Source organism: Cupriavidus pauculus (genome assembly GCF_022179805.1).
Classification (GTDB): Bacteria; Pseudomonadota; Gammaproteobacteria; order Burkholderiales; family Burkholderiaceae; genus Cupriavidus; species Cupriavidus pauculus_E.
Window position 1 is genome coordinate 1 of the sequence record NZ_BPUO01000030.1, and the last position, 22,783, is coordinate 22,783.

The following is a 22,783-nucleotide window of genomic DNA, read 5'->3' on the forward strand; positions in this document are numbered from 1 at the left end:
CGATCAGATCTTCGGGAATGGTCGGCAGCTCACGATCGGCGGCCTGGCTCGTCTTGGTTCTACGTGGCATGACATGCTCCTTGGCGACATGTTATGCCCTAAACACAAAATTTCTGACGGGCCCCCGATGCCCGGCCGGGCTAGCGCGTGGTCCGCTGTCCGCCTCTGCCCACTTCGAACACCATGTGCTGCTGCAGCCGCTGGTGCAGCCATCGATCCGCGCGCCCGCGACTGGCCGATTTCCGCCAAACCAGATCCACGCCGACAAGCCAGTCAGTGTGCGGATACGCGGTCAACTGAAGTTCGACTAGTTCGCCCTTGTCCAACTCGTTACGGATCAACTGCCGGGGCAGGGTCGCCCAGCCAAGTCCGCTGCCGACCATCTCCATCAGGGCCAGATAGCTTTCCGCCTGCCATGTGCGCGCCGCGCGCAGGTACTCGGTCGTCGGCAGCTTGTTGGCGTGCGCGCTGAACGCCAGGCGCCGATAGGCATGCAGGTCAGCGAATGACACGCTTTCCAGCGACGCGAGCGGATGCGAGGGGTGCGTGACATGCACCATGATCAGCTTGCCAAGCTGCACGAAATCCAGCTCGGGGGGATAGTCGGGCTGTGCAAACGCGATGCCGAGTTCCGCCTCGCCCTTGAGCACCAGGTCACTGACATCGCCATAGACAGGGTTCCGGATGGTCAGGTCGACGTAGGGAAATTCCCGCTCGAAATCGATCAGCACCGGCATGACCGTGTTGTACGGGATCTCGATCGCCAGCGTCAGGTCGGCCGGGTTTGCGTCCGCCAGGCTTGCCGCATGGGCCTCCAGCGACCTGCAGCGCTCCAGCACGGCCTGGGCTTCCGCCATCAGCGTCCGTCCCGCCTCGGTCACGGTGGGGATCTTGCTCGTCCGGTCGAACAGCGACACGCCGAGGTCGATTTCAAGGTTGCCGATGGCACTGCTGACCGTCGACTGCGTCTTTCCCAGCCGGCGGGCCGCTGCCGAAAACGATCCGGTCTCCACGACGAGGATAAATACCTGAATCTGCTCCAGCGAAAAGCGCATGGCTTGTCCCATCGAAAAAATCGATGGCTCCTGATTTGTTTTGGCGGCGGTCTTCGATGGATGATGCCGCAGCGATGCACTCACAGGCAATAGAGACCCGGGGGTGTCGCGCCTTTGTCAGAAGAGGAGACAACCCATGAGCAAGGTGAAGGTGGTGCACCCGGTGGACGAGGTGTTGCCGGTCAGGCAGTTGGCGAGCTACGGCTTGCAGCATGTGCTGGTGATGTACGCCGGGGCGGTGGCCGTACCGCTGATTCTGGGCAGCGCGCTGGGCTTGTCCTCGTCGCAGGTCGTCACGCTGATCAACGCCAACCTGTTGACTTCGGGCGTTGCCACCATCATCCAGTGCCTCGGCATCTGGAAGTTCGGCGCCCGGCTGCCGATGATCCAGGGCTGCTCCTTTATCGCCCTGGCGCCGATGATCATGATCGGCAAGCAGTACGGGCTGCCGACCGTCTTCGGGGCGGTCATTGCCGCAGGCGCCGCCACCATCGTGCTGGCCCCGATCTTCAGCCGCCTGCTGCGGTTCTTTCCGCCGGTGGTTATCGGCAGCCTGATCACGATCATTGGCGTGTCGTTGATGCCGGCGGCGGCGATCTGGCTTGGCGGCGGCAACCCGGGCGCGTCCGATTTCGGCAGTCTGCCGAACCTGCTGCTGGGTACCGCCACGATTGCCATCACGTTACTGATCTATGCGCGGTTCCGGGGTTTTGTCGCAAACCTGTCGGTGCTGCTTGGCCTCGTGGCGGGAACGGCCATCGCCATGGCGTTCGGACTCACCGATTTCTCCCATGTGGCGAGTGCCGCGTGGTTCGAGATCAGCCCACCGTTCGCATTCGGCCTGCCGCAGTTCCAGGTCGCACCGGCACTGGTAATGGTGCTGGCCATGCTGGTCATCATGGCCGAGACCACGGGAAACTGCCTGGCCATCGGCCAGATCGTCGGAAAGCCTTCGAACCAGCAGACCCTGGGCAATGCCTTCCGCGCGGATGGGCTGTCTACCGTGCTCGGCGGCATCTTCAACAGCTTTCCGTACAACGCATTCACCCAGAACACGGGGCTGATCGCGCTGTCCAGCGTAAAAAGCCGCTACGTGGTGGCAACGGCCGGCGTCATCATGGTGCTGATGGGTCTGTTCCCCAAGCTGGGCGCATTGATTGCCTCCGTGCCACGGCCCGTGCTGGGCGGCTGTGCGGTCGTGATGTTCGGCATGACGACGGTGGCCGGCATCCAGGAACTGTCCCGCGTGAAATTTGACGGCACGCGCAATGCCGTTGTCGTCGCCGTATCGGTCAGCATCGGCGTGTTGCCGATGTCGTTTCCGACGCTGTTCGAGCACTTCAGCGGCACCCTGAAACTGGTGCTGGAGAGTGGCATCTTTCTGGGTGGCATCACCGCAATCGTGCTCAACGTGCTGCTCAACGGAACGTCGCGGCCCGAAGCGGAGCAGCAAGACGACGCCGCCGAATTATCCGTACTTGCGACTGCGTCCATCGACGCCGAGAAGCGAGCCTGAACACATACCCATTGGAGATATCGCATGACAACCTTGATGAACGAAGCAACGCCCGAAGATGTGACCGCGCTGGACCTGGACCTGCTGCGCCGGTCGATTGCCGATTCATACGATTCCAGGCAGCGTGGCCGCCATCCGTTCGCGGCGCTGGTTGCCGACGAGAACGGCAACATCATCGCGGCCGCCGGCAATAACTCGATGCCGCCCGAAGGCGACCCGACTCAGCACGCCGAACTGGCGGCCGCCGCCGCTGCCGCGCGCATTCTGACGCCGGAGCAACTTGCCCGATGCACGCTATATACCAGCGCGGAACCGTGCTGCATGTGCGCGGGCGCCATCTACTGGACCGGGATCGGCCGCGTGGTCTATGCCTTGTCGGAGCATTCCCTGCTGGGTCTCACGGGCGATCACCCCGAGAACCCGACGTTCTCGCTGCCCTGCCGGGAAGTGTTCGAGCGCGGCCAGCGCAAGGTAAAAGTGGCAGGCCCGATGCTGGAGGATGAAGCCGCTCGCCCGCACGCGGGTTTCTGGAAGTAGCGTTTTATCCTGCCGGCTGCAACGCCTCGGGCTTGCCGCCGGCTTCTTGTCAAATTCCGCGGTCGCGCTCTGCGATCCAGATCGCCATCGCCATGAACAGGATGCCGGCCAGCTGGAGTGGGCTCAGTGCATGGCCGAAGTAGAGCCAGTCGACCACGATGGCGACGGCCGGGTAGACATACTGGAGCACGGCGATGCGTCCGGCCGGCAAGCGCCCCATGCCCTGGTATAACAGCGTATAGGCCAGGCCGGTGTGGATCAGACCCAGGCCCGCCAGCCACAGCCACGAAACGCCCAGTTGCGGCCAGCCGTGCTGCATGGGCCATACCCACAGCAGCAGTGTGCCGAGCGCGCATTGCCACCACGCCAGTACGCCCTGCGGCATCCCCTTCAGGCGCCGGGCAATGATGGTGACGCACGCCGTGACCAATGCACCGACCAGGCATGCCGCCACGCCCCACCAATAGTCGGCCGCCTGCGCCACGCCGGCCGCCGGCATCATGAATCGCTCCAGCACCCCGGTAGCCAGCACCAGGCCGACCATGGCGATCGACACTGACACCACTCGTCGGCGACGAATGGCCTCCTTGAGAAAGACGGCGGCGAGCAGCAACACCCACAGTGGCTGGATCTGGAACAGGACCACCGCGATGCCGGTCGGAATGCGCGTGATGGCGGAGAAAAACAGGCCCCACGAGATCACCATCAACGAGCCGGCCAGCATCACATACGATGCCGTCGACCGCGTAAGCAGCAGTGCCGGGAGCTGCCGCCGGTAACGCAGCCAGAGCGTGATGCCGAGCAGCCCGAACGCGCATCGGAACCACGTCAGGGTCATCGGCGCGGTGCCTGCCTCGTGCGCAAAGACGCCGATGGTGCCAAGCACGGCATTCCCGGCCAGAAAGGGGACCAATCCACTGTCGGTCTTGCTTTTGCCCGCACGGGCCGACGCGAGGGCGGCGCTGCTTGCGGTGTGTTGGGTATCGCTGGTCATGGCGGCAGTATGGGTACACGCTGACTGCGCGAAAAGCGCATAATTCGAACACAAGCCATTCGAAAAACGAAAAGGAGTGCTGATGACGCCGAAGGATCTGCAACTGGACTGGCTCAAGTGCTTTGTGGCCGTGGTCGACGCGGGCACCCTTTCCGGCGCCACGACGGAGGTTCACCGTTCCCAGTCGGCCGTCAGCATGCAGATCAGGAAGCTGGAGGACGCACTGGGTCGCCAGCTACTGGTACGTGGTGCCCGACGCGTGGAACTCAGCGCCGATGGCCAGACGTTGCTGGGATACGCCCGGCGCATGCTCGACCTGCAGGACGAGGTGCAGGGCGCCTTCGGCGAAGAGACGCTGACGGGGCGTGTGCGGCTTGGCGTGCCCGACGACTATGCGGCGAAGTACCTGACGCCGGTGCTCAAGCGTTTCGGACCCCGGCATAGCGGCGTGGAGATCGAGCTGGATTGCGAGCAGTCCACTTCGCTGATTCCGCGCGTCACCAGCGGCGAACTCGATCTGGCCCTGGTCTCTCGCGACCATGCGCGGCGCGGCAGCCTACTGTTCCATGAGCCGATGGTGTGGGTCGGCTCGCCGCAATTCGAACTGTGGCGACGTGATCCGCTGCCCATCGCCGTCTACGAAGACGCCAGCCTGGCGCGGCGTCACGCGATTCACACCCTGGCGCAACAGGGGCGTCGCTATCGCGTGGTGTATCACAGCTCCAGCCTGGAAGGCCAGATCGCAGCCGTAGAGAGCGGCCTTGCAATCGCAGCGCTCACCTTGTGCAGTGCCCCGTCGCGTTTGCAGATCCTGGGCCGAGAGGAAGGACTGGGGCCGATGGCGCCGATGGAAGTCGCGGTGTATCGCAGCCGGGACTCGCAGGGTTCCAAAGCCGTGGACGGCTTGTACAACGTGCTGGTCAGGACGCTGCGCCAGGGGTGAGGGCGCTTGGGCGGGACGGTAGATCGAGAAGCATATGTCCTGATCCAGCGCGCAACGGTTGGCGGACGCTTCTACCTTGGTGACATCAACAGTCAGACCGCATCAGCGCGATGTGAACTGGCTTTCGACTGCGCCAGGAGGTTCATCATGCTGCCGCTTCTCGCCCTGCACACGCTCGTGGAACAACGCGGCGACGGACTGCGCCCGGAGTTGCTGGCCTTGCTGGCGCATCGTGCCGAAGGCGGCCTGTCCGCACCGATCAAGCCGGAGGGCTTGCCATCCCCGAGCTTGGCAATCACGATCCATTCAGAAGACTTGGTCAGTGCTGACGACGGCAGGTCGCAGGGTTAGTCGGCACGCAAGGCGAGGAACGTCCCGTTTGGCTGGTGGAAAACAATCCCGTCTGCCACCTCTCCTGGTGATGCGCGGAATTCCACGCGATAGCCCGCGAGCTTCCCAAGCTCGAATGTCCTGCCGTCGAGCGGAATCAACCGATAGATCTGTTGTGCGCCGATTTGCAGTGTCAAGCCGCCGGCCGCATCCAGAGTGACATGAATTTGCTGGGATCCGTGCGAATAAGTCCCCGCACAGCGGGCGCGAAAGCCTGGGTCCATGACGTCGCCAGCGGGCACGCGATGAAAAACGATATCGGCGACCATAGGCTCAAGCGGCGCGGAAAGCCTGGCGATAACGCCTTCGCGGTTGTAGCCGAATGTCATGAGAAGCTCGTCGGGATGAATCTCCGACGGCTTGCGCGGGGTCATGAATACATCATAGTGGTGGTGCTCAAGCCGGCCTGACATGCCGCGCCATTGCCACGCCAGTTCGTCACCTTCATGCGTGATGATCATGCAACCGTAGGCAGGGTGGCTGTATGCACCAGCGTACTCGTGCAGGGCGTGGCTGGGCTTCGTCTCCGTGCGGCGTCCTTTACTGCTTTCGGCTTTGTCGATGCTCCGCTGAGCGACGACTTTCCGGCGCATTTCGCTGAAACGGCCAAACCAGTCGATCGGCTCATGGCCGCACAATCTGTCGAGCGCGACATAGGTCAGCAACTCGGTCACCGCACTGGGCGCATGATTGGTCAGGACGGCAACGCCGATGCGGCGCTCGGGAAGCATGGTCATCAATGTTCCCCAACCCACCCACGATCCGGAATGAGAGACCTTTCGCTCGCCACGGTAGTGCTCGGTCGCCAATCCCAATCCATAGTGAGTCTCGCCAATCTCCTCTAACGCTGAGCGGCCAGCATGCACGCGCGGAGTGGTCATCTGCCGGATGATGTCCGCTGCCAGAATCTGCTTGCCGTTGATCGTCCCGTTGTTCGACAGGCAGTGCATCCACCTGGCAATGTCCGAGACCGAGGCATTCAAGCCACCGGCGGGCAGAGCGCGTATAGGCGTCAGGCTTGCGCGCCGGGTTTCCCCTTCGTCCTCGATGTGTGGATGCGCATGGTCGGCCGTGCCTGCGAGCGCTTCGATAGACAGGCTGAAATTCTGGAAGCCCATTGGGCGCAGCAGTCGCTCGGACAGAAACGCATCCCAGGCCATGCCCGAAATACGTTCCGCGATGTGTCCGGCCACCAGGTAAGCAAGATTCTGATATTGATAGGTGTCGCGAACATCGTGGTTAGGTTCCAGATGCCGGAGGGCTGCAAGAATTTGCGCCGTGGAAAGGTCGCCTGGCGAGTGGATCCAGTCGTGCCGGGGCAGTCCGCTATGGTGGCAGAGCAGGTCGCGCACGGTCACGCGTTCCGTCGCCACCGGATCGTACAACCGGAACTCCGGGATGTACTCGCGTACGGGCCTCGTCCAGTCAAGTTTCCCTTCGTCGACCAGAAGTCCCAGCCCCGCCGCAGTGAAGGACTTCGTGATCGAGCACAGCAGGAATTGCGTATTGGCGGTGACCGGCAAGCGCGATGCGATGTCGCGAACGCCGTAGCCTTTCAGCAGAATCGTCTCGTGGTCCTTGATCAAGGCCAGAGCGAGGCCCGGGACTTGCCATTCAGCCATTGACGCTTCGACGAGGTCATCAAAGTCTTCCAGCATGTCGGGGTTCCTCTCGGAGGAGCTCTGGTGGGTGCCAAATGTACCAAATATGCTGGATGCCGCTGCCTGCAGCGTCGGTAGTCCCTACCTGAACCCAAACAACCCATGCCAGAACGTCTCGAACGCGCTCCCAGGCTTGTCCGTGCGGGGCGTGTCCGATCCGGCCGCCTGGGTTGGCTCTGCTGTGGATGCCGTCTCGGCCTGAGCGGTCGCGTTGCGCGATTGCTGTAGCGCCCAGACGCTGTCCGCGATGCGGCCGGCCAGGTCGGGTTCGCAGTCGCGGCCGAGCAGCACGCCGAACAGTACGTCGCGGCCGTGGCCGTCGTCGGCGAAGCGCATGGCGATAGCGACCATTTTCTCGTAGTGTTCCTGCGCCGCGCGCCGGGCTTCTTCCTGTGCCTGGCGCTCCTGCGCTTCCTCTGCAGCGTGCTCGGCTTCCCAGCGGCGCATTTCGCGTTCGAAGACGTCGTCGTAGACGCGGCGCTGCTCGGCATCGGACAGGATCGAATAGGCGTCGCGAATCTGCTGGAAGGCCGCATGGGCCTCGGCTTCGCGCCCCGGATTGCGGTCAGGATGCCACTTCATGGCGGCGCGGCGGTAGGCGCGCTTGATTTCGTCCAGGGTGGCATCGGACGTGACGTCCAGTGTCGCGTAAAGCGTGGTCATGGCAGCGGCGCGGGCGGCGGGTGAAGGCGTTCATGCTAGCACGGCCCTCTGGCCCGAAACGGTCAGAATGCCTCGTTGATCTGGAAGTAGACCCCCTTGGTGTTGCTGCCGACGCCTACGTCGAACCGCACGTTGACGCGCGGCTTGAATTCGAACCGATAGCCCACGCCGGCATTGGGCAGCCAGTGTGCCGAAGTCAGCGCACCGGGGTTGCCGGCAATGGCCCCGGTGCCGGCCCAGAACACCATGCCCTGGCGCCCAGCGATATGCCAGCGGTATTCCACCTGCGCGGTCATCACGGCCTTGTCGCGGTACTGGCCCATGAAATAGCCGCGCATGCGCCGGTTGTCGCCGAGCTTGGACATCATGCTCCAGGGCACGTCGCCCCAGTTGAACTTGCCGTAGATGTCGAAGGCCAGCACGTCGCGGTCGCGCATGCGGAAATACTTGTCGTAGATGATCTCCAGCGATTCGAAGTCGGTGTCGCTGCCGATGGCCCGCCGGTAGACCGTGCCATTGACCAGCAGCGCCTGGCCCTTGTACGGGTTGGGAATGAAGTCGCGCGTGTCGTACGAGAAATGCGCGGTCAGGCCGCTGCTGAGCACGCGCGTGCCGTGCGGATCGGTGGCCAGCGCGCTATTGGCGCCGCGCTGCAGTTGCGCGGCGTCGTCGTATTCGAAGTCGTAGCCGCCGCCCATGTAGATGTTGGGCCGCACGCGCATCATGACGCGCGGCTGCACCAACACGCCGCGCCGCGTGTAGTCCTCCTTGTTGGCGCTGTTGATGGCGTTGTCGTAGCCGATGCCCCAGTAGGCGGTAGGCATGTTGATCAGCGCGCCGCTGAAGACGAAGCGGTAGCTGTCGTCGGCAAAGAACGTGTTGTTGTCCACGCCAATGCCCACCGCGCCCGTGGTCGTCAGAAAGCCGTGCAGGTTCAGCGTGGAGAGCTGCGTGTCCTTTTCGGCGTTCTTCGGCTTGTAGAGCCCGATGGCAGCCGCGCCGACGCCAAGCCCCATCTCGGGGTTGTAGAACGGGCCCGGCAGCACGCCCCAGTCGATGCCGTGGCTGACGTCCACCTCCTTCGACGCGCCGAGCTTGTTCAGGATCTTGTCGATCCAGCTCACGTGTTCGGGCGTGGGCTCGGGTTGGGGCTCTGGCGTCTGGGCCACGGCGCTGGCGGTGCACGCGGCGCAGGTGGCAAGCAGCAGGATGGGCACGGCGCGCATGGTCGTCAGAACCGGAAGAACCCGGTGGCGATGACATTGTTGCGGTTATAGCCGTAGCCGATCTCCAGCAGCAGGCCGAGGCTGCGGTTGATCGTCCAGCTGGCCCCGAAAGAGCCGCTCCAGTACCCGGTCACATGCTCGGCGATCTGGTAGTTCAGGCGTGCGGTCTGGTTGTCCGACTCGGGCACGGGCACGTCGAAGTGGCCCGTGATGGTGGCGCGTGTGTGGAAATAGGTGGCGCCCACAAACGGGGTCAGCAGGCCCAGGCCGTGGCCGAGCCGGAAATTCCAGCCCACGCGTGGGCCGATGTTGATCGACTTGATCGGCGAGTCGGACATGGTGATGTCGGACACCGTGTAGGTCACCGGCAACGCGAAGAACAAGTCCTTGTAGGTGCCCACCAGCGTGAAGCCGCCGCCGTAGGTGTGGCCGCTGTAGTTGGCGTGCTGGGTCGGCAGCTTGATCGGCTGGCTGCAATCGGGGCCTGGTCGCCGTCCGCCGCAGCCGATATTGATGCCGAAAAAGCGCTCCAGGTCGGTGCGCGACGAGAAACTGATATCGATCGAGCCGCTGCCTTCCACATTGCCGACGATGCCGTACACATTCATGAACGGAAACAGCCACGCGCCAAATTGCACCTGGTTCGATACGTTATGAATGCGCGATTGCTGGAATTGCACGAAATCGGCCGGACGCAGCGGACTGCTGCCGGCCGAAACCTGCAGGTTGCTGAGCTGGAAGCGCTGATAGCCATTGAAGTACGAGTAGCCAATGTCGTACGGGTTGGGCAGGTTGTAGCCCTTGTCGATCACGCGCTGTGCGAAGAATGGCAGGGCGCGGTCCCACAGCGGCGGCTCGGCGGGCGCCGGCTCTGACGAGCCCACCGGGCCGACCTTGCCCCGGTACGGACCCGACTGCGTATCGGGCGACGCAGTGGCGGCCGCTGCACCGCCGCCGCCGCCCGCCGTCCAGGCGCTGGCGGCGCCGGGCAGGGCGAGTGCACATAGCGCCACCGCCAGGCAGGCCAGCCGACAGCGTCGACGGGGTTGCACGGTCGGGCGGAAGACGGTCGTGCCGCGCGGGCTGCCACGTACGGACATGGTGCGGTGCTGTCCTGGGACTCGTTCCGGATGGGCCGATGTTCCCCGATTGCCCGCCCCCGCCGAAGTGAATGTTTTCGTAGGCGTAGTTAGGAGAATCCAGCAATCGAACGGCGCGCGGCTCGGGTATTCTTGCGGCATTGCCAACTCACGGTTGTGAATCGACCGCAGCGATCATGGACAGGGCTCGCGTCTTGACACTGTTTCTGGGCGTGGTGCGCGCCCGGAGTTTTGCCCGCGCCGCCGTGGAGGCGGGCGTCACGCCGCAGGCCGTCAGCAAGGCGGTGCGCACGCTGGAAGAAGACCTGGGTGTGCGCCTGCTGCATCGGACCACGCGCAAGCTGAGCCTGACCGATGAAGGGGCGCGCCTGTTCGAGCTGGCCGATCCCGGGCTGCGTCAGCTTGACGAGGCGCTGTCGCAGGTGCGCAGCGCCCGCAGCGAGGACGACGGCCTGATCCGCCTCACCGCGCCGCCGTCGGTGGGCACCCATGTGCTGGTGCCGCTGATGGCGATGTTCCGCGCCCGGTACCCGGGCATCACGTTCGACCTGCAACTCAGCGATCTCTTTACCGACCTGGTCGAATCGCGCATCGATATCGGCTTCCGGTCCGGTACCAGCCCCGGCCAGAACCTGGTGGCCCGCCGCCTGTGCGACCTGCCGATGGTGATCTGCGCGTCGCCCGCCTACCTGGCGCAGCATGGCGAACCGCGCACGCTGGACGAACTGCTGAAACACGCCTGCACCGGCTTTCGGCGGCCGGTGACCGGGCGGCTGGTGCCGTGGGAGCTCGATATCGACGGCGACCTGGTCTTCCAGGACGTGCCCGCCGTGGCCACCTTCAACGATGTGCAGACGGAAATCGCGGCCGTGCGTGCCGGCATGGGCATCGGCCAGCTATCGATGTTCCTGGTGCGCGACGACGTGGCCTCGGGCCGACTGGTGCCAATCTTGCGCCGGTTCGACAGCGTCAACGTCGGCCTCTATATGTATTACCCCCATCGCACGCACATCCCGGTGCGCGTACGCCGGTTTATCGATTTCGTGGCCGAAGCGGGCACGGTGGCGTCGCTTGTTTCGCCACCTATATTGCCGTCGGCGTAGGTCACCGCCTGGAACAGGTCGAGCGTGGTGCCAAACCGGTCGTGGAACGACGCTTCCAGGTCATGGGTGGCAGGCCAGCCGACGCTGCGTTTCAGCGATGCCAGGCCCGCACGCGTATCCGGCGCGTCGAACAGCAGCCGCATCAGCCGCTGCGTGCGGCACAGGTCGCCCAGCGCGGCGCCCTCGGCGAACAGGCTGCGGCGGATCGAGGCGGGCGAAGTTTCCAGCAGCTGCGCCGCGAAATCCGCGCACCATGGCTGGCCGGGCTGCAGGAAGATGCGCCGCGACAGATCGCGGGAGAGCCCTTGGCCGACGAAGGGCTCAACGGTGGATGCCATGGTGATGCGGCATCCGGCCGGCTGCGGCACGCTGCCCGCGATCAGCAGCTCGAACGACTGGAACGGCTCGACGATGCTGGCAACGCCGGGCGCCAGCAGGCGCTCGAAGCCGTCGCGCCGCATCAGCGCAGTGCCGCGCGTGGCCGTGACCGCCATGCGGAAAGCCGGCGTCAGCCGCGTCAGGTGCAGATGCGCGGACGATTCGATGCCGAACCGCATGCTGGCGGCGCGGCCGGTTACAGGACGCCCCGGGCGCGCAGGTCCGCCACCTCTTGCAGCCCCAGCCCCAGGCAATCGCGCAGCACCTCGTCGGTATGCTGGCCCAGCGCGGGCGGCGCGTGGCGTAGCGTCGGCGGCGTCTCGGACAACCGCAGCGGGCTGGCCGTGGAGCAGATGCGGTTCACGGTGTCCGATTCGGGGCGGTCCGCTTCGCCATAGCGGAACTGCTCGACACGCAGCCCGCGATGTTGCACGTGTTCGTCGGCAAACGCCTGCCCGATATTGTTGATCGGCCCGCAGGGCACCGACGCGGCTTCCAGCAGCCCGATCCACTCTTGCATGGGCCGGCGGCGCGTGACTTCGCACATCATCGGAATCAGCGTCTCGCGATGGGTCACGCGGGCGCTGTTCGTGGTGTAGCGCTCGTCGCTCGCCCAGTCCACGTCGGCCACTTCGCAGAACCGCGCGAACTGTCCGTCGTTGCCGATCGCCAGCAGCATATTTCCGTCCTGCGTCGGAAAATCCTGGTACGGCACCACGCTTGGGTGGACGTTGCCTTGGCGCGTCGGCACGACGCCGGCGTTCAGGTAGCCGGACCCCTGGTTGGCCAGTACCGCCATGGCCACGTCCAGCAGTGCAATGTCGATGCGCTGGCCGCGCCCGGTATAGTGGCGTGCCTCCAGCGCGCCCAGGATGGCCGTGGTGGCGTACATGCCCGTGAAGACGTCGATCACCGCCACGCCCACGCGCAGCGGCCCGCCGCCGGGTTCGCCATCGGGCTGGCCGGTGATGCTCATCAGCCCGCTCATGGCCTGCACCAGCAGGTCGTAGCCGGGCCGTGCGGCGTAGGGGCCGGTCTGGCCAAAGCCGGTGATCGAACAGTAGACCAGGCGCGGATTCAGCGCGCACAACGACTCGGGGTCGAGCCCATAGCGCTTGAGGTCGCCGGTCTTGTAGTTCTCGATGACCACGTCGCTGCGGGCCACCAGTTCGCGCACCAGCCGCTGGCCCTCGGGCGTGGCGATGTCCACGGTCATCGAGCGCTTGTTGCGGTTGCAGGCCGCGAAGTAGCTGGCCTGCCGCGTGGGGCCATCGTCGCCGTCCAGGTACGGCGGCCCCCAGTGGCGCGTGTCGTCGCCGGTGCCGGGCTTCTCGATCTTGATGACGTCGGCGCCCATGTCGGCCAGGTTCTGCGTGCACCACGGGCCGGCCAGCACCCGCGAGAGATCGAGCACGCGGATATGGCTCAGGGCGCCGGTCTGCCGCGACGGCAGCGGCAGGCCATGGTTGGATTCGGCGTGCATGGATTCGGTAGAGGCGGTCATGTGCGGTGGCTCAGGCAATCTCGGCCCAGCCATGGCTGAGCACGACCTTGTCGCGTTCCAGAACCCTGGCGCGCAACTGGAACTGTCCGGGGTGTAGCGGATCGCGCCAGATCTCGGTGACCAGCGTTTCTCCGGGGAACACGGGCGCGGCAAAGCGGATATCGAACGCGCGCAGCCGTGCGGGATCGCGGCCGGCGCACTGCCGTAGCAGCGCGTGCGCCACCAGCCCGTAGCTGGCCAGCCCATGCAGGATGGGCCGTTCGAAGCCGGCAGCCTGCGCCACGGCCGGATCGGCATGCAGCGGATTGAAGTCGCCCATCAGCCGGTACAGCAGCGCGGCTTCGGGACGCGTCGGCTGCGTGTCGACGAAATCGGGCGGGCGATACTCGGGCGTCGGGCGCAGCGCGGGCAATGGCTCGTCGCTGGGCTGGCCGCCGTCGAACTGGCTGTAGCCGCCATCGCCACGCAGGAACGACACCTGCTGGATGGTGGCCAGCAGTTCGCCGGCCACGGTTTCCAGGCGCCGCTCGGTGACCATGATCGCGCCCTTGCCTGCGCCCTTGTCGGTCAGGTGGGTGATGCGGTTGTGGCCCACCACCTCGGCATCGGCGGGCAGCGGCCGGTGCAGGCGCAGCCGCTGCTCGCCGTGCAACAGCTTGACCCAGTCGATACCGTTGTCGGGCTCGCGCGCCCAGAATCCCGGATAGCCCAGGACCACGGCCTGCGACGGCAGCGCGCGCAGCCCGCCCGGCGTGCCTTCATAGACGAACGGCAGCGCCGCCGTATCCATCGGGTCATTGCCAAGCCCCAGGCTCAGCGCGTACAGCATGGTGTCGCGCAGCGTGTAGTGCTGGCGCACGGGGGCGAATGCGCGGTTGCGCAGGTGCGTATGGCTGATCGGCATGCGGCGGCTCGCGTCAGGCCGGGGCGAAGACGGGCACAGGCGCGCCGCCCTCGGTGTCGGCAAAGCGCACCTTTACGCGCTGGCCGATCCGTACGCTGTCCAGGTCGGTGTCGACGATATGCGTGAGCATCGTCACGCCTTCGTCCAGCCGCACGTAGGCGATGCAGAACGGGTTGGGGCCGGCGCGGCGCGTGATGCTGAACGAGTAGATCTCGCCCAGGCCGCTGGCGGTCTTCCAGTCGGTGTCGCCCATGCAGAACGGGCACAGCGTGCGTGGATACCAGTGGGGTTTGCCGCATGAATTGCAGTGGCGCACCAGCAGCTTGCCTTCGCGCGCGGCCTGCCAGAATGCCGCGTTGTCGGGCAGTTCATCGGGCGCCTTGTAGGCGGTGGGAACGTAGGGGGTAGTCATCGTCAGCCTCGCAATGTCTTGCTTGTTCGCGGGTTCGCTTATTCGCGTTCGAGGATCAGCGTGGCGGAGCCATGGCGCGATCCCATGTAGCCGCCCGTGCCTTGCGCCAGCGCCAGCCGGCAATCCTTGACCTGTACGGCCGGATGGGCTTCGCCACGCAGCTGGCGCACAGCTTCGATCACCTTGGTGATGCCGCCGCGGTTGGCCGGGTGGTTGTTGCAGAGCCCGCCGCCATCGGTGTTGACGGGCAGCTTGCCCACGCCGGAAATCAGGTTGCCGTCCATCACGAACTTGCCGCCTTCGCCCTTCTTGCAGAAGCCCAGGTCTTCAAGCTGCATCAGCACCGTGATCGTGAAGCTGTCATAGATCGACGCGTACTGGATGTCGGATGGCGTGACGCGCGCTTCCGCGAACGCAGCCGCGCCCGACACGCGTGCGGCGGACCACGACAGGTCTACCTGTCCGCCCAGCAGGCCCTTGACGTGCTCGCCCGCGCCAAGCACCTTGATCTTCGGCCGGTTCAGCTTGGCGGCGATCTCGGGGCGCGCCACGATCAGCGCGCCGCCGCCGTCGGATACCACGCAGCAATCCAGGCGATGCAGCGGGTCGGAGATCATCGGCGAATTGAGTACATCCTCCACCGTCACTACCTCGCGCAGCATCGCGTTGGGGTTGTGCTGTGCGTGGTGCGAGGCGGCCACCTTGATCCAGGCAAGCTGCTCGGGCGTGGTGCCGAACTCGTACATATGGCGCTGGGCGACCATCGCGTACAGGTTCACGGTAACCGGGTTGAAAGGCGCCTCGAACGGCTGGTCCGGCAGGTTAGTCCCCCAGTTGCGCGCTTGCGTGCCGCTGGACCCCTCGGACCGCGGACGCCCGGCCAGCGTGATCAGCGCCACGTTGCACTTGCCGGCGGCGATGGCCTGCGCGGCGTGCGAGACGTGCGCGATATAGGACGATCCGCCCATCTCGCTGGAGTCCACATGGCGCACGTTCAGGCCCAGGTAGTCGACCATGTTGACCATGCCCAGGCCGGGCGCGTCGCCGGCGCAGAAGTAGCCGTCCACGTCGGCCAGCGTCAGGCCGGCGTCTTCCAGCGCGCCGCGTGCGGCTTCGGCGTGAAGCTGGGCCACCGTCTTGTCCGGTGCCTTGCGGGTCGGGTGCTCGTAGGCCCCGACGATGTATGCCTTGCTATTGATGGTCATCGGTGTTTCTTCCGTCGTGTGTTCTTGTCAGGCCGCCATGGCGGCGGTGTAGCGTTCCATGTGCAGGTCGGTGTCGCCCAGCAGTACATCGACCATGGTCAGTGCCTTGAAATAATCGCCCACTTCGAGTTCGTCGGTCATGCCCATGCCGCCGTGCAGTTGCACCGCCTGCTGGCCCACGAAGCGCGCCGCCCGGGCGGTGACCACCTTGGCCGCCGACACCTTGCGCCGGCGTTCGTCCGCGTCGGCGGCGTCCAGTCCCTGCGCGGCCACGTAGGCCATCGACAGCGCCAGCTCCTTCTGCAGCACCATGTCGGCCATGCGGTGCTGCAGGGCCTGGAACGATGCCAGCGGTTTGCCGAACTGCTTGCGCGTGGCCAGGTATTCCGAGGTGATCTCGATCAGCCGCTCCATCGCCCCGGCCGCCGCTGCGCATTGCGCGGCGATGGCGTGGTCGATGCCCAATTCGAGCGCGGCCAGCCCGTTGGCGGTGACCAGCGTAGCGGGCACGTCGGCCAGCGTGAGGTCGGCGCCCGCCAGGCGGTCCATGGTCGGATAGCCTGTCACGGTCAGGCCCGGGGCGTCGCGGTTGACCAGGAACAGCGCCAGCGCGCCATCGAGCCGGGCCGACACCAGGTACGCGTCGGCGGCGTCGCCGTGCCAGACCACCGATTTGGTGCCGCGCAGCACGTAGCCGTTCGGCTCGCGCTTGCGGGCCTCGGTGCCATCGGCATCCAGGCGATACCGGCTGGCCGGCTCCACGTAGGCCAGTGCCAGCACCTTGCTACCTTCGGCAATGGCCGGCAGCCATTCGGCCTGCAGCGTGGCCGGGGCATGGTGCGCCAGGATGGCTGTCGCGGCCACGCCGGGAATCACCGGTTCCTGCACCAGCCCGCGCCCGAGTTCGCGCTGCACCACCACCTGGGTGGCCGGGCCTTCGCCAAAGCCGCCATGGTCGGACGGCACCGTCAGGCCGAGTACGCCCATCTCGGCCAGTTGGCGCCATGTGGCGCGGTCGAAGCTGCCTTGCTCGCGCGCGTTGCGGCGGCGGTGCTCGAACGTGTATGCGGTGGCGACAAAGCGGCGCAGGCTGTCGGCCAGCATCTGCTGTTCTTCGCTGTAGGTGAAATCCATGCCAGTCGTCCCTGTGCGTTAGAAGCCGATGATCATCTTGGAGATGATGTTCTTCTGGACTTCGGTGGAACCGCCATAAATCGTGGTCTTGCGCATGTCGTAGTAGGTGGATGCCGCCGACGCGGCCCAGTCCGGCCCGCTCGTGGGCTGCGGCGCGCCGGGCTGCAGCCAGTCGGGCGAATAGGGCCAGCCGTGCGGCCCGGCCACTTCCATCTGCAGCATGGCGATGTCCTGCTGCAGTTCCGAACCGCGAATCTTGACGATCGACGCCTCGGGTCCCGGCGTGCCGGCGGCCTGGGTGGCCACGCGCAGCAACAGCATTTCCAGCGCCAGCAGGTCCATTTCCAGGCGGGCGATCTTGTCGCGCATGCGCACGTCGTCGATCAGCGGGCGGCCACGGCCGTCGGTGGTCTCGGCGGCGTAGTGGCGCAATTGGCGCAGTTCGCGATGGCAATGGCCGATACCGGCGATGCCGGTGCGCTCGTGGCCCAGCAGGTACTTGGCGTAGGTCCAACCTCGGTTTTCTTCGCCGAGCAGGTTTTCCACCGGCACCTCGACGTCCTCGAACCAGGTCTCGTTGACATCGTGGCCGCCGTCGAGCGTCTTGATCGGGCGTACCGTCACGCCGGGCGACTTCATGTCGATCAGCAGCATCGAGATGCCTTCCTGCGCCTTGGCCTCGGGGTCGGTGCGCACGAGGCAGAAGATCCAGTCGGCAAAATGCGCCATCGTCGTCCAGGTCTTCTGGCCGTTGACGATGTACTTGTTGCCGCTGCGCACCGCGCGGGTCCGCAGCGATGCCAGGTCGGAGCCCGAGCCCGGTTCCGAATAACCCTGGCACCAGAAGTCTTCCACGCCGGGAATGCGCGGCAGAAAGCGCTGCTGGTGCTCGCGGCTGGCGTACTTCATCAGCACGGGGCCGATCATGGTCAGGCCGAAAGGCAGCATGCGCGGCGCGCCGGCGCGGAAGGTCTCGATCTCGAAGATCAGGCGCTGCAGCGCGCTCCAGCCTGTGCCGCCCCATTCCACGGGCCACGTCGGCGCACCCCAGCCGTGGGCGTGCAGGATGCGATGCCAGCGTACGTGGTCGTCCTTTTCCACGCGGCGATGGCCCAGCACCTTGTCGCGGATGTCGTCAGGCAGGTTCTGCCGGACAAAGGCGGCCACTTCTTCGCGGAAGGCTTCTTCTTCTCTTGTGAAACGCAGGTCCATGAATCTGTCTCCGGTCGTTGCAAACGATTCTATGGGCGTGCGCGTCACGCTGGTTCGACTTTGCCGAATCCGGCCTTCCGGATCGCTGAATGCATGCGGCGGTGCGGTTTCAGGGCATCGAAGCCGCCCCTTGTGATTTACGAATGGCGCCGCCCATCCTTTGCGGTCATGCTGCGCTGACTTTCTTCCCGGCATTTGCAAAAGGACGGCAAGCGTGGCTACCCGGATTCATCAGTTGCTTGACCATTGGTTGACCGAAGCACCGGATCAACCTTTTATCCACCTGCCGGACGGCCGCAGCCTGAGCTTTGCCGATCTGGGCGCGCTGACGGATACGGCCGAGGCGGAACTACGCGCGCTGGCCGTGCGGCCCGGCGACCGCGTGATGGTGGTGGCCGAAAACTGCCCCGAGCACGCCGCGCTGATCCTGGCCTGCAGCCGGGTGGGCGCGTGGTCGTGCGGCGTCAATGCCCGCATGGCCACCGGCGAGATCGACGGCTTCGCGGCACGCGCCGACGCCCGCGTGGTGTACTTCACGGCCGCCGCGTCGCGGGCCGCCGCCGAACACGCGCGGCGCTTTGGCGCCGGGCCGTCCGCGCTGCACGGCATGCATCGTGCTGCCGTGCGCGCCGATGCGATGCCCGAGCCACAACCGCTGCGCGACCAGGTGGCCGCGCTGATCTTCACGTCGGGCACCACCGGCGAGCCCAAGGGCGTGATGCTCACGCACGATGCACTGATCCACTTTGGGCGTGTCACCCGCGACGCCCGCGCGCTGGGGCCGGCGGATCGCAGCTACGCGTTCGTGCCGATGACCCACATCTTCGGCCTGGGCACCGTGCTGATCAGCTCGCTGCTGGCCGGCGCGCAACTGGTGATGCGCCCGCAATTCGACCCCGCCGACCTGCTCGATGCGCTGGCCCACCACGGCGTGTCGCAGCTGCAGGGGCCGCCCACGCTGTTCTCGCGGCTGCTGGCCTACCTGCAGGAGCAGGGCATTGCCAGGCCAGTGGCTCCGGCGCTGCGCTATCTCTACACGGGAGCCGGGCCGCTCGACCTGTCACTGAAGACGCGCGTGGAGTCCATGTTCGGGCTGGCGCTGCACCACGGCTACGGCTTGTCGGAATACGCGGGATCAGTCCACGTGACCCGGCTTGGCGAACAGCGGCCCGATACCAGCGCCGGCTACGCCGTGGCGGAAGCCGAGGTGCAGGTGACCGATGCTGTCACCGGCCAGCCTTTGCCGCTGGGTGAGCGCGGCGAGCTGTGGCTGCGTGGCAGGGGGCTGATGCCGGGCTACTTCCGTGACGCCGCCGCCACCGCCGCCGTGATGCGCGACGGCGGCTGGTACGCCAGTGGCGACCTGGGCGAGATGCACGCCGACGGCGCGCTGTTCGTGGTGGGCCGGCTGAAGGAAATGATCATCCGCTCGGGCTTCAACGTCTATCCGGCCGAAGTCGAGACCGCGCTGAACACGCATCCGAGTATCCAGCGCTCCGCCGTGGTCGGACTCGCTGAAGGCGACGGCAACGAGGAAATCGTCGCCTTCGTGGAGCTGCGGCCTGGCGCCGCGCTCGAACCCGCCGCGCTGCGCGACCACCTGCGCAGCCGCCTGGCACCGTACAAGCGGCCCGCGCGCATCGTGGCGCTGCCCGAACTGCCCACCAACAACAACGGCAAGATCCTCAAGCGCGTGCTGCAGGAGCAGGCCGGTTCGATGTCGACCCAAGGAGACCCAGCATGACCCGCAATCCTGCCTTGCCTTCCAAGATGCGCCGGCGCCTACTGGCCGCCGGCCTGCTTGGCGCCGTGGCACACCCGTTCCCGTCGTTTGCCTCGGAGGCGTGGCCGACCAAGCCGGTGCGCCTGATCGTGCCGTTTCCGCCTGGCGGTCCGGTGGACAGCACCGCGCGCATCTTCAGCCAGCGGCTTGGCGAGATCTGGAAGCAGCCGCTCGTGATCGACAACCGCGCGGGCGCGGGCGGCACGATTGGCGCCGCCATCGCGGCCAAGGAAGTGCCCGACGGCTACACGCTCTTCCTGGGGTCGATCCACCATGCGGTCAACCCGACGCTGATGGGCAAGCTGCCCTACGACATCGAGAAGGACTTCGCGCCGGTCAGCTTCGCGGCCATGTTCCCGGTGTTCGTGGTGGCGCATCCGTCGGTGCCCGCCAACAACATCAAGGAATTGATTGCCTACGCCAAGGGCGGCCACACGCTGGCCTATGGGTCGTCCGGCAATGGGGGCGGCACGCACCTGGCCGGCGAGCTGTTCAACATGGAAGCGGGCACGAAGCTGCAGCACATTCCCTACAAGGGCAGCGGCCCGGCCATGAACGACCTGCTGGGCGGGCAGGTGCAACTGATGTTCAGCGACGCGCCCACTGCCCTGCAGCACATCAAGTCGGGCCGCATCAAGGTGCTGGGCGTGGCCAGCCGCAAGCGCTCGGGCATGCTGCCCGACGTGCCGACCGTTGCCGAGTCGGGCCTGCCCGGCTACGAAGCCTATTCGTGGGCGGCCCTGTTCGCACCGGCGCAGACGCCCAAGGCGGTGCTCGACAAGATCAATGCCGACTTCAACGTCGCCATGAACGATCCGGGCGTGAAGCAGAAGCTGCTGCAGGCCGGCGCCGAGGCCGATGCCGGCACGCAGGATCAGATGCGCCAGCGTCTGCACAGCGAGATCGCGAAGTGGCGCAAGGTGATCCAGACGGCCGGCATCACTGCCGGCTGATCGTCGGGGCTGCGTCAGTCAGAGGGAAGGGCGGGCCACTGGAATAACGGTGGCTCTTTTGCCTTGAACCGGCGCACGGCCTCGTGATGGTAGTCGGTGCTGAAGGCAATGCCCTGGCCCAGCGATTCCAGCTCCAGCATCGCGCGCATGTCGCTACCCGTCGACTGGTTCAGCGCACGCTTGGCCAGCCCGAACGCCACCGGCGAGGCGCCAGCCAGGCCGCGCGCCAACTGGTCGGCACGGGCGTGAAGCTGGTCCTGCGGCACGATCTCGAAGACGGCGCCGATCTGCCGCGCCTCTTCCGCGCCGATCTCGCGTGCGCTGAACACCAGTTCGCGGGCGCGGGCCATGCCCACCACGCGCGGCAACGTGTAGAGCGCGCCGCAATCGGGTACTAGGCCCACCTTCATGAACGGCATGCAGAACCGGGCGCGCGGCGTGGCCACGATGAAATCGGCCAGCAGCGCCAGGCTGAAGCCGGCGCCGTACGCCACGCCATCGACGGCGGCCACCACGGGGCGGTCGAGGTCCGCCAGCAGGGCGATCCAGCCGTGCATGTCGTCCATGCGGTTGCGTCCGGCGGCGGCGTCGGTGACGTTCATCGCGCGGATATCGCCGCCCGAGCAGAAGTCGGTGCCGGCGCCGCGCAGCACCACGGCGCGCACGGTGCGTTCGGCGCGAATCTGCTGCACGGCCTCGCGCAAGGCGTCGCGCATCGGCATGTTCAGCGCGTTCTTCTGTTGCGGACGGTTCAGCGTCAGCGTGGCAATTCCATCGGTCACTGCCACGAGCAGCGTGTTTTCGTCGGACATCCGGGGTCTCCATGCGGGATCGATGACGCAGCTTGACCGATGCGCGGCCACACGGCTATTTGCATGTTTTGAATCCGGCATTCGCCTGCACTGAAGACCCCCCGTAATTGCGAGAATGGAAAAAATGGCGACGATCGGGGGATAATCGCCGACTACCCTGGAGACAACGTCATGCGCTTCGACCTGGTCGATCTGAACCTGTTCACGCATATCGCGGAAGCCAGCAGCCTGACCCGCGGTGCAGAACGTTGCCACCTGTCGCTGCCGGCAGCCAGCACGCGGATCAAGAACCTGGAAGAGCAGGTGGGCGTCAAGTTGCTGAGCCGCAGCAGCCAGGGCGTCAAGGTCACCCCCGCCGGCGAGACGCTGCTGGCCCACGCGCGCCGGGTGCTGCGCCAGATCGAGCAATTGAGCGGTGATCTGCAGGAATACGCATCGGGCATCAAGGGTCACGTGCGCGTGTTTGCCAACACTACCGCCATGAGCGAATTCCTGCCCGGCGTATTGCGCACCTATCTGGTCAATCACCCCGACGTGACCGTCGACATCCGCGAGCGGCTCAGTCCGGACATCGTCCGGGCCGTGCAGGAAGGCATGGTCGACATCGGTATTGCCGCCAGCGGCGTGAACATGGAAGGGCTGGAGGTGATGCCGTACCGGCATGACCGCCTGGTGCTGGCCACCGCGCTAAGCCACCCGCTGGCGCAGCGCAAGCGCGTGCGCTTTGTGGAAACGCTCGACTACGATTTCATCGGGCTGCCCGAGGAAAGCGCGATCCACAACTTCCTGAAACGCGCGGCCGCCGACCTGCAGCGCACGCTGCACTGGCGTATCCAGGTCAGCAATTTCGAAACGGCCGGCCGCATGATCGAAGCCAACGTTGGTATTGGCGTGCTGCCCGAGAGCACCGCCCGCCGGCATGCGCAGACCATGGCACTCAATATCGTGCGGATCGAGGACGACTGGGCCGAACGCAAGCTGCAGATCTGCGTGGCGGATCTGGATGCGCTACCGGTGTTTGCGCGGAAGCTGGTGGATTTGCTGGTGGAAGATGGGGTAGGGAATCCGGGGTGAGGTTGTTTTTGGTTTTGCGGTTGCTCCCCTTCTCTGTGTTTTCTCCCCTCTCCCGCCTTGCGGGAGAGGGGAGAAAACAAATAGGTGGGGGAAACATAGGGGCCCGTCAGAAATTTTGTGTTTAGGGCATAACATGTCGCCAAGGAGCATGTCATGCCACGTAGAACCAAGACGAGCCAGGCCGCCGATCGTGAGCTGCCGACCATTCCCGAAGATCTGATCGC

General features: G+C 65.7%; 22 protein-coding genes. 8 read left to right on the forward strand and 14 right to left on the reverse strand.

The features are described 5' to 3' along the window. Positions 1-140: 140 nt before the first annotated feature. Positions 141-1,067: a LysR family transcriptional regulator gene (locus MFF62_RS30345; protein WP_238267803.1), complete on the reverse strand. Its 927-nt coding sequence runs from the start codon at positions 1,065-1,067 to the stop codon at positions 141-143. A 124-nt stretch (positions 1,068-1,191) separates the two neighbouring features. Here MFF62_RS30345 and MFF62_RS30350 point away from each other — a divergent pair, with 124 nt between their 5' ends. Both MFF62_RS30350 and MFF62_RS30355 read left to right on the forward strand, forming a co-directional pair. Beyond that, entirely contained in the window at positions 1,192-2,571 is a 1,380-nt protein-coding gene (locus tag MFF62_RS30350; RefSeq protein ID WP_238267804.1) for a nucleobase:cation symporter-2 family protein, read from the forward strand. 24 nt (positions 2,572-2,595) lie between these two features. Continuing rightward, positions 2,596-3,108, forward strand: a complete 513-nt coding sequence (locus MFF62_RS30355; protein ID WP_238267805.1) for a nucleoside deaminase — start codon at positions 2,596-2,598, stop codon at positions 3,106-3,108. Positions 3,109-3,157: 49 nt separating this feature from the next. Here MFF62_RS30355 and MFF62_RS30360 read toward each other — a convergent pair whose 3' ends face one another. After that, on the reverse strand, positions 3,158-4,102 hold the full coding sequence (locus tag MFF62_RS30360; protein ID WP_238267806.1) for a DMT family transporter: 945 nt from the start codon (positions 4,100-4,102) through the stop codon (positions 3,158-3,160). 82 nt (positions 4,103-4,184) lie between these two features. Between MFF62_RS30360 and MFF62_RS30365 the strand changes: the two genes are divergently transcribed. Both MFF62_RS30365 and MFF62_RS30370 read left to right on the forward strand, forming a co-directional pair. Continuing rightward, positions 4,185-5,045 (forward strand): LysR family transcriptional regulator, encoded by an 861-nt coding sequence (locus MFF62_RS30365; RefSeq protein ID WP_238267808.1) that lies wholly within the window; start codon positions 4,185-4,187, stop codon positions 5,043-5,045. Between the two features lie 147 nt (positions 5,046-5,192). Further along, the gene (locus tag MFF62_RS30370; RefSeq protein ID WP_238267810.1) at positions 5,193-5,396 is read left to right on the forward strand and encodes a hypothetical protein; all 204 of its coding nucleotides are present in this window, start codon (positions 5,193-5,195) and stop codon (positions 5,394-5,396) included. On the opposite strand, the gene MFF62_RS30375 is transcribed toward MFF62_RS30370, so the two are convergent. The 4 genes from MFF62_RS30375 to MFF62_RS30390 form a co-directional block, all read right to left on the reverse strand. Further along, positions 5,393-7,093 (reverse strand): serine hydrolase, encoded by a 1,701-nt coding sequence (locus tag MFF62_RS30375; RefSeq protein WP_238267812.1) that lies wholly within the window; start codon positions 7,091-7,093, stop codon positions 5,393-5,395. The genes MFF62_RS30370 and MFF62_RS30375 overlap by 4 nt on opposite strands. A gap of 84 nt (positions 7,094-7,177) precedes the next feature. After that, complete coding sequence (locus MFF62_RS30380) at positions 7,178-7,759, reverse strand: J domain-containing protein (protein WP_238267816.1); 582 nt, start codon at positions 7,757-7,759, stop codon at positions 7,178-7,180. Between the two features lie 62 nt (positions 7,760-7,821). Further along, positions 7,822-8,985: a BamA/TamA family outer membrane protein gene (locus MFF62_RS30385; protein WP_238267818.1), complete on the reverse strand. Its 1,164-nt coding sequence runs from the start codon at positions 8,983-8,985 to the stop codon at positions 7,822-7,824. Between the two features lie 5 nt (positions 8,986-8,990). Then, positions 8,991-10,085: a hypothetical protein gene (locus MFF62_RS30390; protein ID WP_238267820.1), complete on the reverse strand. Its 1,095-nt coding sequence runs from the start codon at positions 10,083-10,085 to the stop codon at positions 8,991-8,993. Between the two features lie 176 nt (positions 10,086-10,261). Here MFF62_RS30390 and MFF62_RS30395 point away from each other — a divergent pair, with 176 nt between their 5' ends. Beyond that, entirely contained in the window at positions 10,262-11,188 is a 927-nt protein-coding gene (locus tag MFF62_RS30395) for a LysR family transcriptional regulator (RefSeq protein ID WP_238267822.1), read from the forward strand. On the opposite strand, the gene MFF62_RS30400 is transcribed toward MFF62_RS30395, so the two are convergent. The 7 genes from MFF62_RS30400 to MFF62_RS30430 are packed head-to-tail and all read right to left on the reverse strand — an operon-like array spanning position 11,077 to position 17,937. Further along, positions 11,077-11,745, reverse strand: coding sequence for an AraC family transcriptional regulator (locus MFF62_RS30400; protein ID WP_238267824.1), 669 nt, complete (start codon positions 11,743-11,745; stop codon positions 11,077-11,079). The genes MFF62_RS30395 and MFF62_RS30400 overlap by 112 nt on opposite strands. 17 nt (positions 11,746-11,762) lie before the next feature. After that, positions 11,763-13,070: a CaiB/BaiF CoA transferase family protein gene (locus MFF62_RS30405; RefSeq protein WP_404990865.1), complete on the reverse strand. Its 1,308-nt coding sequence runs from the start codon at positions 13,068-13,070 to the stop codon at positions 11,763-11,765. Between the two features lie 10 nt (positions 13,071-13,080). Continuing rightward, a complete protein-coding gene (locus tag MFF62_RS30410) occupies positions 13,081-13,974 on the reverse strand; it encodes a MaoC family dehydratase (RefSeq protein WP_238267826.1) in 894 nt (297 codons plus the stop codon). A 13-nt stretch (positions 13,975-13,987) separates the two neighbouring features. Continuing rightward, positions 13,988-14,386, reverse strand: a complete 399-nt coding sequence (locus MFF62_RS30415) for a Zn-ribbon domain-containing OB-fold protein (RefSeq protein WP_238267831.1) — start codon at positions 14,384-14,386, stop codon at positions 13,988-13,990. 38 nt (positions 14,387-14,424) lie between these two features. Continuing rightward, positions 14,425-15,591: a thiolase domain-containing protein gene (locus MFF62_RS30420; protein ID WP_238267833.1), complete on the reverse strand. Its 1,167-nt coding sequence runs from the start codon at positions 15,589-15,591 to the stop codon at positions 14,425-14,427. Between the two features lie 27 nt (positions 15,592-15,618). Beyond that, positions 15,619-16,725, reverse strand: coding sequence for an acyl-CoA dehydrogenase family protein (locus MFF62_RS30425; protein ID WP_238267835.1), 1,107 nt, complete (start codon positions 16,723-16,725; stop codon positions 15,619-15,621). Positions 16,726-16,743: 18 nt separating this feature from the next. Continuing rightward, positions 16,744-17,937, reverse strand: a complete 1,194-nt coding sequence (locus MFF62_RS30430; RefSeq protein WP_238267838.1) for an acyl-CoA dehydrogenase family protein — start codon at positions 17,935-17,937, stop codon at positions 16,744-16,746. Between the two features lie 214 nt (positions 17,938-18,151). Between MFF62_RS30430 and MFF62_RS30435 the strand changes: the two genes are divergently transcribed. Then, positions 18,152-19,681, forward strand: coding sequence for a class I adenylate-forming enzyme family protein (locus tag MFF62_RS30435; protein ID WP_238267840.1), 1,530 nt, complete (start codon positions 18,152-18,154; stop codon positions 19,679-19,681). Next, positions 19,678-20,673, forward strand: coding sequence for a tripartite tricarboxylate transporter substrate binding protein (locus tag MFF62_RS30440; protein ID WP_238267841.1), 996 nt, complete (start codon positions 19,678-19,680; stop codon positions 20,671-20,673). Before MFF62_RS30435 ends, MFF62_RS30440 begins: the two co-directional genes overlap by 4 nt. Positions 20,674-20,687: 14 nt before the next feature. Here the strand turns inward: MFF62_RS30440 and MFF62_RS30445 are convergent, their stop codons facing one another. Beyond that, positions 20,688-21,485 carry an enoyl-CoA hydratase/isomerase family protein gene (locus tag MFF62_RS30445; protein WP_238267843.1) on the reverse strand — a complete coding sequence of 266 codons (798 nt, stop codon included), beginning with the start codon at positions 21,483-21,485 and terminating at the stop codon, positions 20,688-20,690. 171 nt (positions 21,486-21,656) lie between these two features. Between MFF62_RS30445 and MFF62_RS30450 the strand changes: the two genes are divergently transcribed. Then, entirely contained in the window at positions 21,657-22,559 is a 903-nt protein-coding gene (locus tag MFF62_RS30450) for a LysR family transcriptional regulator (protein WP_238267845.1), read from the forward strand. Positions 22,560-22,783: the final 224 nt, after the last annotated feature.